The following is a 16545-nucleotide window of genomic DNA, read 5'->3' on the forward strand; positions in this document are numbered from 1 at the left end:
ATGCTAGATATTGACTATGCAAGTATCAATACGGCTGTCCGTATTCGTGAAAAGGACTTATTGAGTCGAGATACCTTTGAAAGTCTTCTAAAGGCTAAGGACTTCGTTCAAGCTCAGCAACTGTTGAAATCAACTCATTACCATGATCTTACTGAGGATTTTGAACCACTATTAATGACAGAGTTGGCTAAAACGGCTGAATTTGTGACAGAACAAGTTGAAGATGCCCCAGTAGCTCAGATTTTTGCACTGATTTATACTTATCATAATCTAAAAGTGCTTTTAAAAAATCATTTGGCAGGTTTGGAGTTAACAGACCTCCTCTTACCCATGGGAGCATATCCTATTGATGAGTTGAAAAATCTAGTCAAGACAGAACAATCTGAAACCTTACCAGAAGTTTTGGTACAAGCGGTGCAAGATACCTGTCAAGATTATCGTGAGTATGGACGCCTAGAAAGTGTCGATGTCCTTCTTGACCGTCGTTACTTTAAGCATTTAGTAGCTGTTGCAAGAAGTTTAAACGATTCAACTATTCTGAATATGGTTCAGGCTTGGGTGGACCTTTATAATTTGAATTGTATTTTCCGTTTACGGGATAAAAAGCTGTCGCGAGCCTTTCTGATGACCGTTTTGTCAAACGAAGGTCAACTTAATCAACTAGAACTTATTGGGCTAGCGCAAGCCAATCGGTATGAAGAGATTCTTAACTTGTTGAATGAGACAGCCTATGCTAGTGCTTTAACAGGTATGATTGATCAAAATGGAAACTTAAATTTATCGCTAGAGTTAGCACGTGATCGTGTGTCTCATGCCTATTTAGACGATGCTCGTTTTGAAGCCTTTGGCTATTTACCCTTACTAGCTTATCAATATTATAAAGAGATGGAAGTTAAAAACCTGCGCTTGATTTTAACAGGTAAGGTGAATGACTTTGACCAATCCATGTTAAGAGAAAGGATGAGACCAATTTATGACTTATAAGATTGCTGTTGTCGGTGATAAGGACTCAATCCTACCTTTCAAAATGATTGGCTTTGAGATTTTTGATGCCAAAACGAGTCAGGTGGCTCGTCAAACGATTGATCAGCTTGCGCAGGACGACTATGGTATTATCTATGTGACAGAGAGTCTTGCTCAAGAAATCCCTGAAACGTTAGAGCGCTACCGCAGTCAGGCAGTGCCGGCGGTTATTCTAATTCCTAACTACAAGGGGAGCCTAGGTCTTGGCATGCAAAATATTCAGGATAATGTCGAAAAAGCCATTGGGCAAAATATTCTCTAGAAGATAAAACACGAAAAGATCTTATGAAAGGAGCTCGTGTGAAAACTGGAACAATTATAAAAGTATCTGGTCCACTGGTTATGGCTAGTGGCATGGAAGATGCTAATATTCAAGATATCTGTAAGGTTGGGACAATCGGCCTTATCGGTGAAATTATTGAGATGCGTAAAGATGTCGCATCTATTCAGGTTTATGAAGAAACATCAGGTATTGGTCCTGGTGAACCAGTTGTGACAACTGGTGAAGCCCTTTCTGTAGAGTTGGGTCCAGGTATCCTCTCTCAGATGTTTGATGGGATTCAACGCCCTCTAGATACTTACCATGAGGAAACAAACAGTGACTTCCTTTTGCGTGGTGTTGAGATTAAACCATTGAGCCGTCAAAAGGTATGGCACTTCACCCCTGCAGTAGCTGTTGGTGACAAGGTAGTTGCTGGTGATATTGTCGGAACGGTTCAAGAAACTTCTGTTATTGAGCATCGTATCATGGTACCTTTTGGTAAAGAAGGAGTTATTAAGTCTATTGAAGAAGGTGACTATACTCTCAACGATACGGTTTATGTCCTTGAAACAGCGACTGGTGAGGAAAGCTTTACCTTGATGCAAAAATGGCCAGTTCGTCGTGGTCGTCCATTTGCTCAAAAATTAAATCCAAAAGAGCCGATGTTGACTGGTCAACGTGTTATTGACACTTTCTTCCCAGTTGCTAAGGGTGGTGGTGCTGCGGTACCTGGTCCGTTCGGTGCTGGTAAAACCGTTGTGCAACACCAAGTGGCGAAATGGTCTGACGTGGACATCGTGGTTTACGTTGGTTGTGGGGAACGTGGAAATGAAATGACAGACGTTCTGAATGAGTTCCCAGAATTGATTGACCCAAATACAGGTCAGTCGTTGATGAACCGTACCATTTTGATTGCAAACACGTCTAATATGCCCGTAGCGGCACGTGAAGCATCTATTTATACAGGTATTACCATTGCAGAATACTTCCGTGATATGGGCTACAATGTGGCAATCATGGCTGACTCAACTTCTCGTTGGGCAGAAGCGCTTCGTGAAATGTCAGGACGTTTGGAAGAAATGCCTGGTGACGAAGGGTACCCTGCCTATCTTGGTAGCCGTATTGCGGAATACTATGAACGTGCAGGTAAAGTGATTTCACTTGGTAGCACAGGGCGTGAAGGGTCTGTGACGGCTATCGGTGCGGTATCACCTCCAGGGGGGGATATTTCCGAGCCTGTTACGCAAAATACGCTTCGTATCGTTAAAGTGTTCTGGGGCTTGGACGCTCTCTTGGCACAAAAACGTCATTTCCCATCAATGAACTGGTTGTCATCTTACTCGCTTTATTCAGATGAAATTGGTGAGTATCTTGATGAGAAGCTTGGAACAAACTGGTCTGAAAAAGTGACGCATGCCATGAAAACTCTTCAAGAAGAGTCAGAATTGGAAGAAATCGTGCGTTTGGTTGGTCTTGATTCGTTATCAGATAAAGACAAGATTACCATGTTGATTGCTCGTATGATCCGTGAAGATTACCTTCAACAAAATGCCTTTGATGAGATAGATACCTTTACATCATACGCGAAACAGTCACTCATGCTTGACTTGATTAGTAATTTTGAAAAAGAAGCGCGTAAAGCGTTAGAGCTAGGTGCCTACTACAATGAAATTTTATCAGGGACAGTTGCCTTGCGTGACCGCATTGCGCGTGCCAAGTATGTTGCTGAAAAAGACCTTGATCAGTTAGAAGCTCTGCTATTGTCAATCCCAGAAGAGCTTAAAGCTATCGTTGGGAAAGGAGGAATGACTGCCAATGATTAAAGAATACAAAACGGTCAGTGAAGTTGTCGGCCCTCTGATGATGGTCGAAGGTGTCGAGGGTATCAAGTTTGATGAACTGGTTGACATTCAAATTCAAGATGGTTCAACCCGTCGTGGTCAGGTCTTGGAAGTTCAAGAAGATAAGGCTGTTGTGCAGCTCTTTGAAAGTGCTGCAGGAATTAACTTGCGTGATACGAAAGTTCGTTTCCGTGGAAAACCGCTAGAACTTGCGGTGTCAGAGGATATGCTTGGGCGTGTCTTTGATGGGATGGGTAAAGTGAAAGATGGTGGTCCAGAGATTTTGGCGGAGCAAAGCCTTGATATCAATGGTCAAGCCATTAACCCAATTCGTCGTGACTATCCAGATGAATTTATCCAAACAGGTATTTCTGCTATTGACCATTTGAACACGCTGGTGCGTGGTCAGAAATTGCCAGTGTTCTCTGGTTCAGGTCTGCCTCACAAGGAATTGGCGGCGCAGATTGCCCGTCAAGCAACGGTACTTAATTCAGATGAGAAATTTGCCGTTGTCTTTGCAGCAATGGGGATTACCTTTGAGGAAGCCGAGTACTTCATGGAAGATTTCCGTAAGACAGGTGCCATTGAGCGTTCAGTCATGTTTATCAACTTGGCCAATGACCCAGCGATTGAGCGTATTGCCACACCGAAAATGGCTTTGACAACAGCTGAGTATTTGGCTTACGAAAAGGACATGCACGTTTTGGTTATCATGACAGACATGACGAACTACTGTGAAGCCCTTCGTGAGGTCTCAGCAGCTCGTCGTGAGGTTCCAGGTCGTCGTGGTTACCCAGGTTACCTTTATACTAACTTGTCAACGCTTTACGAGCGTGCAGGACGTTTGGTTGGTAAAAAAGGATCTGTGACTCAGATTCCAATTTTGACCATGCCAGAGGATGATATCACTCACCCAATTCCTGACTTGACTGGTTATATCACAGAAGGTCAGATTATCTTGGCGCGTGATTTGTACAATGCTGGTTACAAACCACCAATCAATGTGTTGCCATCTCTTTCTCGTTTGAAAGATAAAGGAACTGGTGAAGGCAAGACACGTGCTGACCATGCAGCAACCATGAACCAACTCTTTGCGGCCTATGCCCAAGGGAAACAGGTTAAGGAATTGGCAGTGGTGCTTGGGGAATCAGCTCTCTCTGAAACGGATAAATTATATGTGAAATTCACGACCCGTTTTGAGGAAGAATACATTAACCAAGGCTTCTATACCAACCGTAGCATCATTGATAGTTTAACCCTAGGTTGGGAACTCTTGTCAATCTTGCCACGAACGGAGTTGAAACGGATTAAGGACGATATGCTGGACGAATACCTTCCAAAAACGGAGGGCTAGTCTATGGCAAGACTTAATGTAAAACCGACTCGTATGGAGTTGTCAGTCTTGAAAAAACGATTGAAAACCTCTACCCGTGGTCACAAATTACTCAAGGATAAGCAAGATGAATTGATGCGTCGCTTTATTGACTTGATCAAGCAAAATAACCTGTTGCGTCAGTCAGTTGAAGAACGCTTGACGCGTGCGATGCAGGCTTTCGTCCTTGCCAAGTCAACCTTGTCAGAAAGTTTCATCGAGGAATCGTTTGCTTTGCCAACACAGGCTGTCAACTTACAGATTGATCAGAAGAATATCATGTCCGTGAATGTTCCTCAGCTACACGTCCAGTTACCTGAGAAGGCAAGTGAGTTCCAATACGGTTTCTTAAACTCCAATAGTGAAATGGATGATGCCATTGATACTTTCCAAACCATCAGTCAAGACTTGTTAGAATTGACAGAGATTGAAAAAACCTGTCAACTCTTAGCAGATGAAATCGAAAAGACGCGTCGTCGGGTTAATGCCTTGGAACACATGATTATTCCTCAGCTGAAAGAGACGATTGATTACATCCAGATGAAGCTGGAAGAAAATGAACGGAGTAACATTATCCGTATGATGAAAGTTAAAGATATTCAGTAAGGAGTGTTATGCCAAGAAGGGAGCAAGCGATTATCACAAACATGTGCTTGATTGAGGATGGTCAAGGCAACCTTGTCATGCAACGGCGAGATCCTAACCGTTATCGCTGGAGCGGCTGGTCTTTGCCTGGCGGACATGTTGAACATCAGGAGAGTCTTCATGATGCAGTCATCAGAGAGATTTTTGAAGAGACTGGATTGACGATTAGTCAGCCTAAACTTGTTGGTGTGAAGCACTGGCAGACTCAAAACGACGAGCGCTATTTAGTCTTTTGCTACAAGGCAAGTCACTATTCAGGAGAGTTACAGTCTTCTGAAGAAGGAGAAGTCGCGTGGATTTCTCGTCAGGAGTTGCCTCAGCTAGACCTTGCTTATGATATGCTGGCGATGCTCCGTCTCTTTGACGAAGAGAATCTTTCAGAATTTTATTACCCACCCGAAAAGGAAAACGGAGACTGGGTGAAACGCTTTTATTAAAAAATAGGACTGAGTACAGAGGTACTTGGTCTTTTTTGGTAAGATGGGAAGATGTCTTATATCTGAAGTGAATGTCTTCTGTGGGTATCTGCTACCGGTGAACCCAATAGCGATTCCCGAGCCTGATTATCGTGAGGTAGTGGGTTAATGAACATAGCGAGGATAAAACGCTTCTTTTGCCATAGTGGAATCCTAAGGTTTACCCAGAAAAAAACTATAACGCAAAATAGATTTAGATATAATGCTAAGAAAGCCCAGTAATGAAAACGCTTGCTGCAAAAAACAACAGATTTTTGAAAAAACATCAAAAAATTATTGTGAAACTATTTACAAACTTAAAATATATGCTATAATAAAACCATATCACAAATGTGAAAAACTTAACAAAGTTTTTTAAAAAAGGAGACAACATGGCGGGAAAAACAGTAACCCCTGAAGAAAAATTAGCAGTAGCACAAGCTCACGTTGATGAACTTGTTAAAAAAGGTCTAGTAGCCCTTGAAGAGTTCCGTAAACTTGATCAAGAACAAGTGGACTACATCGTTGCCAAAGCCTCAGTAGCTGCTTTAGATGCACATGGTATTCTTGCTGACCATGCGGTTCGTGAAACAGGACGTGGTGTTTTTGAAGATAAAGCAACTAAAAATTTGTTTGCATGTGAACACGTTGTAAATAATATGCGTCATCAAAAAACAGTTGGTATCATTGAAGAAGATGATGTTACTGGATTGACCTTGATTGCAGAACCTGTGGGAGTTGTTTGTGGAATCACGCCAACAACTAACCCTACATCAACTGCTATTTTCAAATCACTGATTGCTTTGAAAACACGTAATCCAATCGTTTTTGCTTTCCACCCATCAGCTCAAGAATCATCTGCTCATGCAGCGCAAATTGTACGTGACGCGGCTATTGCAGCTGGAGCTCCTGAAAACTGTGTCCAATGGATTGAAAAACCATCACTTGAAGCAACAAATGCGTTGATGAACCACGACGGTATTGCAACAATCCTCGCGACTGGTGGTAATGCTATGGTTAAAGCAGCTTACTCATGTGGTAAACCTGCACTTGGGGTAGGTGCTGGTAATGTCCCTGCCTATGTTGAAAAGTCAGCGAATATCCGTCAAGCAGCTCACGATATTGTCATGTCTAAATCGTTTGATAACGGTATGGTTTGTGCCTCTGAGCAAGCCGTTATTATTGATAAAGAAGTCTATGATGACTTTGTAGCAGAGTTCAAATCTTACCACACTTACTTTGTGAATAAAAAAGAAAAAGCGCTCCTTGAAGAATTCTGCTTTGGGGTGAAAGCTAACAGTAAAAACTGTGCTGGTGCGAAATTGAATCCAGACATTGTTGGTAAACCAGCAGCATGGATTGCAGAGCAAGCAGGATTCACCGTTCCAGAAGGAACAAATATTTTAGCAGCAGAGTGCGCTGAAGTAGGTGAGAAAGAGCCATTGACTCGTGAAAAACTGTCACCAGTTATTGCAGTATTGAAATCTGAATCAACAGAAGACGGTCTTGAAAAAGCGCGTCAAATGGTTGAATTCCACGGTCTCGGTCACTCAGCAGCTATTCATACTAATGATGAAGCCCTTGCAAAAGAATTTGGAACACGCGTTCGTGCTATCCGTGTCATCTGGAATTCGCCATCTACGTTTGGTGGTATCGGTGACGTTTACAATGCCTTCTTGCCATCATTGACATTAGGTTGTGGATCATACGGTCGCAACTCAGTTGGTGATAACGTTAGCGCTGTCAATCTCTTGAACATCAAAAAAGTAGGAAGACGTAGAAATAATATGCAATGGTTTAAAGTTCCTTCAAAAACATACTTCGAACGTGACTCTATCCAATACCTTCAAAAATGTCGTGACGTTGAACGTGTCATGATTGTTACAGATAAATCAATGGTAGAACTTGGCTTCTTAGATCGTATCCTTGAGCAATTGCACCTTCGTCGTAACCATGTAACTTATCAAATCTTTGCAGAAGTAGAACCAGATCCAGATATTACAACAGTTCAAAAAGGGACAGAATTGATGCGTCAATTCAAGCCAGATACTATTATTGCGCTTGGTGGTGGGTCACCAATGGACGCTGCCAAAGTGATGTGGCTCTTCTATGAACAACCAGAAGTGGACTTCCATGACTTGGTTCAAAAATTCATGGATATCCGTAAACGTGCCTTCAAATTCCCAGAACTTGGTAAGAAAACGAAATTTATCGCCATTCCAACAACTTCAGGTACAGGTTCAGAAGTGACACCATTTGCGGTTATTTCAGACAAAGCAAACAACCGTAAGTACCCAATTGCTGACTATTCATTGACACCTACAGTGGCAATTGTTGACCCGGCGCTTGTAATGACAGTTCCAGACTTTGTTGCGGCAGATACTGGTATGGACGTCTTGACACACGCAACGGAAGCTTATGTGTCACAGATGGCTAATGACTTTACAGATGGTCTTGCTCTACAAGCGATTAAGATTGTCTTTGATTATCTTGAAAAATCAGTAAAAGATGCTGATTTTGAGTCTCGTGAGAAAATGCATAATGCTTCAACAATGGCAGGTATGGCCTTTGCGAATGCCTTCCTTGGTATTTCACACTCAATGGCTCACAAAATTGGTGCGCGCTTCCATACGGTGCATGGTCGTACCAATGCTATCTTGTTGCCATATGTCATTCGTTACAATGGTACTCGCCCAGCTAAAACAGCGACATGGCCTAAGTACAACTACTACCGTGCGGATGAAAAATACCAAGACATTGCAAGAATGCTAGGTTTACCATCATCAACACCAGAAGAAGCTGTTGATGCCTATGCTAAAGCAGTTTATGATCTTGGATGTCGCCTCGGCATTAAGATGAACTTGCGTGACCAAGGTATTGATGAGAAAGAATTAAAAGAATACTCTCGTGAACTTGCACTTCTTGCCTACGAAGACCAATGTTCACCAGCTAACCCACGTCTTCCAATGGTTGACCACATGCAAGAAATCATTGAAGATGCTTACTATGGTTACGAAGAACGTCCAGGACGTCGTAAATAATAAGATTTTATGTTAAGCAAATGAGCGGCTGAAAGGCCGCTTTTTATAGTGTTTGGATGTTACTAGGGTAAATGGAATAAAAGATAGGTCAGTTCTAATCCCCTCTAAGACTTCCAGTTTTATCTGCATCATTTTGTTTTGGTGGGGATATGGCGTTGTCCAATAAATCTTTTAAGGAAATATATAACTGGTTAAATATATTTTCAGAAAAAACTTTGAAAATTACCTTGACATTTTTTGTGAAATGGCTTACAATTTATATGTAAACGATTTCAAAATCGAAAAAATATTATTTGGAGGCTTTTATGAAAGCAGTAGTAGTAAATCAAGCAAGCACAGGTGTTGAAGTTGTTGACCATGAACTTCCAAAAGTTGGTCATGGTGAAGCCCTAGTCAAGGTAGAGTATTGTGGTGTTTGTCACACAGACCTCCATGTGGCTCACGGTGATTTTGGTCAAGTACCAGGCCGCATTCTTGGTCACGAAGGTATCGGTATCGTGACAGAACTTGGTGAAGGGGTAACCTCTCTTCAAGTTGGTGACCGTGTCTCAATTGCTTGGTTCTTTGAAGGTTGTGGTCACTGTGAATATTGTACGACAGGTCGTGAAACACTTTGCCGTTCTGTAAAAAATGCTGGTTACTCAGTTGATGGTGGGATGAGTGAGTATGCTGTTGTGACAGCTGATTATGCGGTTAAAGTTCCAGAAGGACTTGATCCAGCGCAAGCTTCATCAATCACTTGTGCAGGTGTTACTACTTACAAAGCTATCAAAGAAGCTGGTGCGGCACCAGGTCAATGGATTGCTATCTATGGTGCTGGTGGTCTTGGAAACCTAGCTGTTCAATATGCGAAAAAAGTTTTCAACGCCCGTGTTGTAGCAGTTGATATCAATCAAGACAAACTTGAACTAGCAAAAGAAGTAGGTGCTGATTTAATCGTTAACGGTAAAGAAGTTGAAGATGTTGCAGCTTATATTCAAGAAAAAACGGGTGGTTGCCATGGTGTTGTTGTAACAGCAGTTTCTAAAGTAGCCTTTAACCAAGCTGTTGATAGTGTCCGTGCTGGTGGTACGGTTGTTGCTGTTGGATTGCCATCAGAATACATGGAGTTGTCAATCGTGAAAACAGTTCTTGATGGTATCAAGGTTGTTGGATCACTTGTGGGAACACGTAAAGATTTGGAAGAAGCTTTTGATTTTGGTGCGCAAGGTTTGGTGGTACCAGTAGTTGAAACTGTGCCAGTTGATAGTGCTCCTCAAGTTTTCCAAGAAATGGAAGAAGGTAAAATTCAAGGACGTAAAGTACTTGACTTCAGTAAATAATTAGTATTAGAGTCATGCAAAAGAAGAGGTTGGGGTGCCAACCTCTTTGTTTATGGTTTTGAGTGCAGGATTTGACCGATGGAAAGTGATAAGATTTTCAAGATGCACGACAATCGCATGAAAGATTTTTAGCAAGAAAGCAAAGTTTTTTGTATTTCAATTTTCGGCTTTTTCAAAAATACGTTTTATTATTGAGCTGTTTTGCTATAGGAAAAGCATTGAGAGTATCTACTTTAAACTGTACTATAATTCGGAAATAACTGTTTCATGCGTTTGTCCTGTTCAAGATGGTCAGTTGTGTAAATTTTCTGAACATTGTGCTATAATAGATAAAAGATTATCAAAAAATGAGGATATCCCATGACCCTAGTTTACCAATCAACTCGAGATGAAAAAAATACTGTCACAGCTAGTCAGGCTATTTTACAAGGTTTAGCAACAGATGGTGGTTTGTTTACCCCTGTGAATATGCCTAAGGTAGCTCTTGATTTTGAACAACTAAAAGAGGCGTCTTATCAAGAGGTTGCTAAAATCGTTTTGTCAGCTTTCTTAGATGATTTCACGGAAGAAGAGCTTGACCACTGTATCACATCAGCCTACGATGACAAATTTGATACGCCAGCTATCGCTCCTATTGTTAAATTAGGGAACCAGTACAACTTGGAACTTTTCCACGGCTCAACGATTGCCTTCAAGGATATGGCTCTGTCAATTCTCCCTTATTTATTGACGACATCAGCTAAAAAACAAGGTGTTGACAATAAAATCGTTATTTTAACAGCGACGTCTGGAGATACTGGTAAGGCTGCTATGGCAGGCTTTGCTGATGTCCCTGGAACAGATATTATTGTCTTTTATCCAAAAGACGGCGTGTCAAAAATCCAAGAATTGCAGATGACCACACAGACAGGTGCCAATACGCATGTGGTTGCCATTGATGGAAACTTTGATGATGCTCAGACCGATGTGAAACGCATGTTTAATGACGCTGATTTGCGTGAAAAACTCTTAGCTAACAAGGCGCAATTTTCATCAGCTAACTCAATGAACGTTGGTCGCTTGGTACCTCAAGTCGTTTATTATGTTTATGCTTATGCACAAATGGTTAAGGCGGGGCATATTTCTAACGGCGATAAGATTAACATTACGGTGCCAACTGGTAACTTTGGGAATATCTTAGCGGCCTACTATGCGCGTGAAATCGGTGTCCCAGTTGGGAAACTCATCTGTGCCTCAAATGAAAACAAGGTTCTAACAGACTTCTTTGCAACAGGGACTTACGACAAAAAACGTGACTTTAAAGTGACAACAAGTCCGTCAATGGATATTTTGGTATCGTCAAACTTAGAGCGCCTCATTTTCCATTTGGTGGGCAATAGCGCAGCGAAAACTAAGGCTTTAATGGAAAGTTTGACGACAGCAGGAGAATACACGCTCTTGGATGTTGATCAGTCTATTCTTGACCTCTTTGCAGCAGGTTATGCGACTGAAGAAGAGACAGTTGCTGAGATTAAACGTGTGTATGAAGAAAGTAAGTACATCGAAGATCCTCATACAGCCGTAGCATCTGCAGTATATCAAGCTTATGTTGCCAAAACAGGAGATAAAACGCCAACTGTTATTGCGTCAACGGCTAGCCCATATAAATTCCCACGTGTGGCTGTTGAGGCTGTGACAGGGGAAGATTCAGGTGATGATTTCACAGCGGTTCAAGAATTACATGACCTATCTACTGTTGCTATTCCTTCAGCGGTAAATGGTCTTGAAACAGCTGACGTTCGTCACAAAACAGTCGTTGCGACAGCAGACATGCAAAAAGCTGTGGAAAGCTATCTAGGCTTGGTGTAGAGCATGTTAAATATCTTTATTCTTGAAGATAATCTACAACAACAGTTTCGTTTGGAAAAAATTGTAGCGGGAATTTTAACGAATAGAGGTATCAAGGCAAGACATCTGAATGTTTTTGAAAAACCTAGTCAGCTATTAGACAGTATTTCTGAAAAGGGTAGTCATCAACTCTTTTTGCTAGATATTGAAATTAAGGATGAGTTACGCAAAGGACTTGATTTGGCTAAAGAAATTAGAGCCTTGGATCCGTTAGCACATATTGTATTTGTGACGACTCATTCTGAATTTCTAACCTTGACCTATCGCTATAAGGTGTCAGCCTTGGATTTTATTGATAAGGGGCAAAATGATGCAGAGCTGACCGAATGTTTGGAAGAGGTTGTTTCATACGTTCTTGAGCAGTTAACAGGGGTTCCTCAGGAGGATATTTTTCTATTCAAAACAGCTTACGCTCATATTCAGGTACCCTTTCGTGATATTTTTTATTTTGAGACCTCGGAAAAATCCCATAAAATCAATCTTCGGACAAAGACAGAGCGTTTAGAATTTTATGGAAAACTGTCAGATATCATCGCCTTAGATAAACGACTTTATCAGAGCCATCGCTCCTATGTGGTCAACCCAGAAAATATTTTAGCGTTGAACTATAAGGACAATGTAGCCGTCTTTCCAGATAAGGAGACCTGTCTGGTGTCACGTCTCAAGATGAAGGGGCTGAAACAGCGCATTTTAGAAAGCAGTACTAAGAAAGGTTGAGAAGCATACTCTCAGCCTTTTAGTTATCTGTTAATACTTAACAAAAATCAAAAATTACTTTTTGTTTCTTTCTTAAAAGTGCGGACGCAAGCAACCTCCTACGGAGTTTCATTGCTATTTTTTGAGCCTAGGTCTCAAAAAATCCGTTCATATCGAGGGTAAACTCTCGATATGAATACCACTATATCGAAAGAAACATTTTAGCCTCACTTCGTTTGGTAGTCCATCAAAAGTATTAGAGGTTCTAAAATGCTAATTTTGATTTTGGATGAGTATAAATCAACCATTCAGGGTGAAAAAAAGACCGTTTAGGGAAAGGTAGCCAGTCAAGAACTGGTTTTTGTTATACTTGGACCATAAAGTTTAGGAGGTAAATAATATGAAAAAAGAATACCAATCAAAGATCTATTATCGTTTTTTGAAATGGTTCTACGGGATTGAAGGAGATTTTACGACTGACCATGAGCTAGAGATTCAGAAATTGTCATCAGAAGTTTATCCTTTTATGATAACAGTCTTAATCGGAGGTTTCTTATTATCTATGCTATTTTATACTGACTTAACCAGTTGGGCATATCTGATAGCTGTTGGGTATCCGTTAGCCTATCAAGCGACTACTGCCCGAAAATTAGGTTGGGACAAGCTTACAGTAGTTCCTTCTCAGCTGAAAGAGGCTCGTCGTAAAATGTTTCGTAAAACACTGAGAATGGCCCTGTTTTATGTTATTGTTCTCCTTTTAACAACTGTTTGGCTCTGGCAATCAGGGATTCCACAAGAAGCTGGAACCACTTTTGAGGTTTATTGGAAAATCGCTGTGCCGGGCGTTATGGTGCTGTACACACCGATTATATTTATGATAGCCTTCTTCAGTAATCGTCGAAAAATTAAAGTAATCAAAGAATAGGAAAAATGGATATGTTACAATTAATGAGAAGAATTGATAAACAAATTGAAGTTAGCTTTAATCACCTACCTTGGTTTTTACGTTATACCGTTGGGATTTTGTTTTTCTTAGCTATCATGTGGTTTATATCAGAATGGTGGCCAAAAATTTATGAAGTTGGCAATGAGTTTGGCAGAGAACTTTATCGCTATTTTCATAAATAGGGTGGTGGGTGACTAATAGCAAAGGAGACATATGGACATTGTTTTACACCTCTTACTTATTGCCATGCAGATTATTGGTTTGAACTACCTGCTAAAAGCAATTAGTGGGATTACAATAACCTGGCAACAGAGCATTTTTCTAGTTCCTATCTGGTATATTTTTGACGATTTTGCCCTGTTACTTGTTTTTGGTTACTGCTGGCTCTTGGTTCGCCAAAAGCTCCCTTTTGAAACAAAGACACGGCGATTCTTCTATGCTGCCACTCCTTACACGATGATTTGTCTCTTTCAGATTAGCCTAGAGGTTTATTTCAAAATGCTTTTCGGAGAAGCAATAGTTAATTCCTATAAGGATTGGTTTGCGCTATTGAGCTACGTGTTGGTCTTTGCGTTATTCAAAGGATTAACGAAATGGTTGAATATTGATTATGCCTTGATTAGGCGTTACACCTCGCAAGCCTTATTAGACAAGCTATTAGTACCGATTAATATATTGACGGTATTTTACTGGTCTTCGACAGTTATTAGCCTATTTGTGCTAGGCATGATACAAGGCATGGTTGAAGCAGGTCTCACACTATCAGTAACGATTTCAGAGCAATTGGCTTTTCACATTGCAGAGCAGATAGCAGTGATTTGTTGTGTGATGTATATCGCAGCGATGCTGTCACTGAGTTATCGCATCCGTATCAACCAAGAAAAAGAATCGCGTGACCGTTATGAACACCAGTTGCGTTCCTTATCAGATTATAGTCGGCATATTGAACAGTTGTATCAAGAAATTCGTAGTTTTAGACATGACTATGTGACGATTTTAAGTAGCCTATCCAGTGCTATTGAGGATAAGGATATGGAAATGGTTGAGTCTATTTATACCAGTGTCTTGGCGGATACAGGGAAGTCTTTCTACCAAGAAAAATATGAAATTGGCAACCTTTCACGCATAGCTAATACCGCTATTAAAAGTGTGATTTCTGCTAAATTAAGAGAAGCCCAGTATGAAGGCATTGCTGTAACGGTAGAAGTAGAAGAGATGATTGATGAACCACCAATGGATTTATTAGATTACATTACGTTGTTATCGGTATTCCTAGAAAATGCGATTGAAGCAGCTAAAGTGAGTGACTCTCCTGAGTTGATACTGGCCTATTTTATGGAGAACGGTACCTATCATCTCATTATTGAAAATAGCACAGCAGAGGAAAAAATTTCCATTACTAAGGTGTTTGATAAAGGTTATTCGACCAAAGGAGAAAATCGAGGGCTAGGTTTATTTAAAGTAAGAGGCATTTTGGATAGGTATCCTCAAATATCATTGAACACAAAGAGTGATGCTTACCGTTTCAAACAACGTTTGGAGGTGAATTCCTAAACACTGAGAGTTGCTTTCTCAGTGTTTTTTTCTATATAATAGAAGAATGTTCAAGTATTCCAAAAAAATCCTCTCCATTGCTTTACCAGCGATGGCGGAAAATATTCTCCAAACCCTTATGGGAGTTGTTGATAGTTATTTAATAGCTCAGCTTGGTCTTATTGCTATCTCGGGGGTATCGGTAGCTACCAATTTACTAGCAATTTACCAAGCCCTTTTTATCGCATTAGGAACAGCGATCTCAAGTCTGATTGCCCGTAATAGAAGAGATTCTAAAAAACTACTTTTCTATCAAAGGCAGGCAGTTATATTGACCGTTTTGCTTAGCGGTTTTCTTGGTATCTTAGCTATATTTGGAAGTCATTTTATCTGGCCGTTATTAGGTGTCAAGGGAGAGGTTCTTTTAGCTGCGAATCGGTATTTTGCTATTGTTGGGGGTGGGGCAATTAGTTTAGGTTTGCTGACTAGTCTTGGAGCTATCCTGCGTTCTCAAGGAAATCCCAGAATACCGATGTATGTTAGCTTGACAACGAATATTTTAAATGCTCTTTTATCAGCTTTATCGGTATTTGTTTGGGATTTTGGAATTACTGGTGTTGCACTAGCGACGGTTCTATCGCGTTTTATAGGGATTATAATTATCACTAAACAGCTTCCAACTCTCTGGTCTGCTCAGCCTTGGTCTTGGGGAATCAATAGAGAATTACTGAGCTTAAGCCTACCAGCGGCAGGGGAGCGCTTGATGATGAGGGCAGGAGATATTGTCGTTCTTTCGATTATTATCCCCTTAGGAACGATAGTAGTATCTGGAAATGCAATTGGAGAAACCCTTACTCAGTTTAACTATCTACCAGGTGTTTCGATTGCAACAGCTGTTGTTATTTTGATAGGAACATTATCTGACGCAGATAGAAAACAATTGATAAGGACAGCCTATGTCCTAGCTTTGATCCTTATGCTGTTGGTAAGTGGTTTAGTCCTAGTGTTTGGGCCAACTCTTATTGCATTTTTTACGGAAAATAGCAGTGCCTCAGAAACCAGTGAGTTAGTATTACTAGCGTCGTTTCTAGGAACAACGGCTACTGCAGGGACTTTAGTCTATACAGCAGTCTGGCAAGGAGTAGGAAATGCCAAACTCCCATTCTATGCCACAACTATAGGAATGTGGTGTGTCAGAGTCTTATTTGCCTATCTAATCGTTATTGTACTACATCAGGGATTTGTGGGTATCTGGATAGCAACGATTTTGGACAATCTCTTTAGATGGCTAGTATTAAGTTATATCTATAGAAGACAGGGATATCAAAACGAACACTCGAAAAATTGATTAAAACGATGAGTTCAGTTTAATACATTTGAACAAATCACACGAAAATTTTCGAAGATAATTCTGACTTTTTAAGAGAAGTGAGAGCAAGGTTAAAAAATGGAAAGTTCTAAAATGAAGTTAGCCACCTAAGGGTATCAAAAAACATCTCAGAGAGATATAATTGTAATCACC

At 40.7% G+C, this 16545-nt stretch carries 14 protein-coding genes; all 14 read left to right on the forward strand.

Features of this window, described 5'->3' with window-relative positions:
- The 14 genes from AB6M99_RS00330 (at window position 1) to AB6M99_RS00395 (ending at window position 16371) form a co-directional block, all read left to right on the forward strand.
- A complete protein-coding gene (locus tag AB6M99_RS00330) occupies window positions 1–984 on the forward strand; it encodes a V-type ATPase subunit (protein ID WP_121835895.1) in 984 nt (327 codons plus the stop codon).
- Window positions 974–1285: a V-type ATP synthase subunit F gene (locus AB6M99_RS00335; RefSeq protein ID WP_121835896.1), complete on the forward strand. Its 312-nt coding sequence runs from the start codon at window positions 974–976 to the stop codon at window positions 1283–1285. The genes AB6M99_RS00330 and AB6M99_RS00335 overlap by 11 nt, the downstream gene beginning before the upstream one ends.
- 38 nt (window positions 1286–1323) lie before the next feature.
- Window positions 1324–3108 carry a V-type ATP synthase subunit A gene (locus AB6M99_RS00340; protein ID WP_369350867.1) on the forward strand — a complete coding sequence of 595 codons (1785 nt, stop codon included), beginning with the start codon at window positions 1324–1326 and terminating at the stop codon, window positions 3106–3108.
- Window positions 3095–4480 (forward strand): V-type ATP synthase subunit B, encoded by a 1386-nt coding sequence (locus AB6M99_RS00345; protein ID WP_121835898.1) that lies wholly within the window; start codon window positions 3095–3097, stop codon window positions 4478–4480. The genes AB6M99_RS00340 and AB6M99_RS00345 overlap by 14 nt, the downstream gene beginning before the upstream one ends.
- Window positions 4481–4483: 3 nt before the next feature.
- Window positions 4484–5104 carry a V-type ATP synthase subunit D gene (locus AB6M99_RS00350; protein ID WP_121835899.1) on the forward strand — a complete coding sequence of 207 codons (621 nt, stop codon included), beginning with the start codon at window positions 4484–4486 and terminating at the stop codon, window positions 5102–5104.
- A gap of 8 nt (window positions 5105–5112) precedes the next feature.
- A complete protein-coding gene (locus AB6M99_RS00355) occupies window positions 5113–5580 on the forward strand; it encodes an 8-oxo-dGTP diphosphatase (protein WP_369350869.1) in 468 nt (155 codons plus the stop codon).
- 410 nt (window positions 5581–5990) lie between these two features.
- Entirely contained in the window at window positions 5991–8639 is a 2649-nt protein-coding gene (gene adhE, locus AB6M99_RS00360; protein WP_121835901.1) for a bifunctional acetaldehyde-CoA/alcohol dehydrogenase, read from the forward strand.
- 305 nt (window positions 8640–8944) lie between these two features.
- Window positions 8945–9961, forward strand: coding sequence for an alcohol dehydrogenase AdhP (gene adhP, locus AB6M99_RS00365; protein WP_121835902.1), 1017 nt, complete (start codon window positions 8945–8947; stop codon window positions 9959–9961).
- Window positions 9962–10321: 360 nt separating this feature from the next.
- On the forward strand, window positions 10322–11809 hold the full coding sequence (gene thrC / locus AB6M99_RS00370) for a threonine synthase (RefSeq protein ID WP_121835903.1): 1488 nt from the start codon (window positions 10322–10324) through the stop codon (window positions 11807–11809).
- A 3-nt stretch (window positions 11810–11812) separates the two neighbouring features.
- On the forward strand, window positions 11813–12565 hold the full coding sequence (locus tag AB6M99_RS00375; RefSeq protein WP_121835904.1) for a response regulator transcription factor: 753 nt from the start codon (window positions 11813–11815) through the stop codon (window positions 12563–12565).
- 379 nt (window positions 12566–12944) lie between these two features.
- Window positions 12945–13469 (forward strand): DUF3278 domain-containing protein, encoded by a 525-nt coding sequence (locus AB6M99_RS00380; protein ID WP_121835905.1) that lies wholly within the window; start codon window positions 12945–12947, stop codon window positions 13467–13469.
- Window positions 13470–13480: 11 nt separating this feature from the next.
- Window positions 13481–13672, forward strand: a complete 192-nt coding sequence (locus AB6M99_RS00385; protein ID WP_369350875.1) for a hypothetical protein — start codon at window positions 13481–13483, stop codon at window positions 13670–13672.
- Between the two features lie 31 nt (window positions 13673–13703).
- On the forward strand, window positions 13704–15044 hold the full coding sequence (locus tag AB6M99_RS00390) for a GHKL domain-containing protein (protein WP_121835907.1): 1341 nt from the start codon (window positions 13704–13706) through the stop codon (window positions 15042–15044).
- 46 nt (window positions 15045–15090) lie between these two features.
- Window positions 15091–16371 (forward strand): MATE family efflux transporter, encoded by a 1281-nt coding sequence (locus tag AB6M99_RS00395; protein ID WP_369350877.1) that lies wholly within the window; start codon window positions 15091–15093, stop codon window positions 16369–16371.
- Window positions 16372–16545: the final 174 nt, after the last annotated feature.

It is taken from the genome of Streptococcus hillyeri (assembly GCF_041081565.1).
Classification (GTDB): domain Bacteria; phylum Bacillota; class Bacilli; order Lactobacillales; family Streptococcaceae; genus Streptococcus; species Streptococcus hillyeri.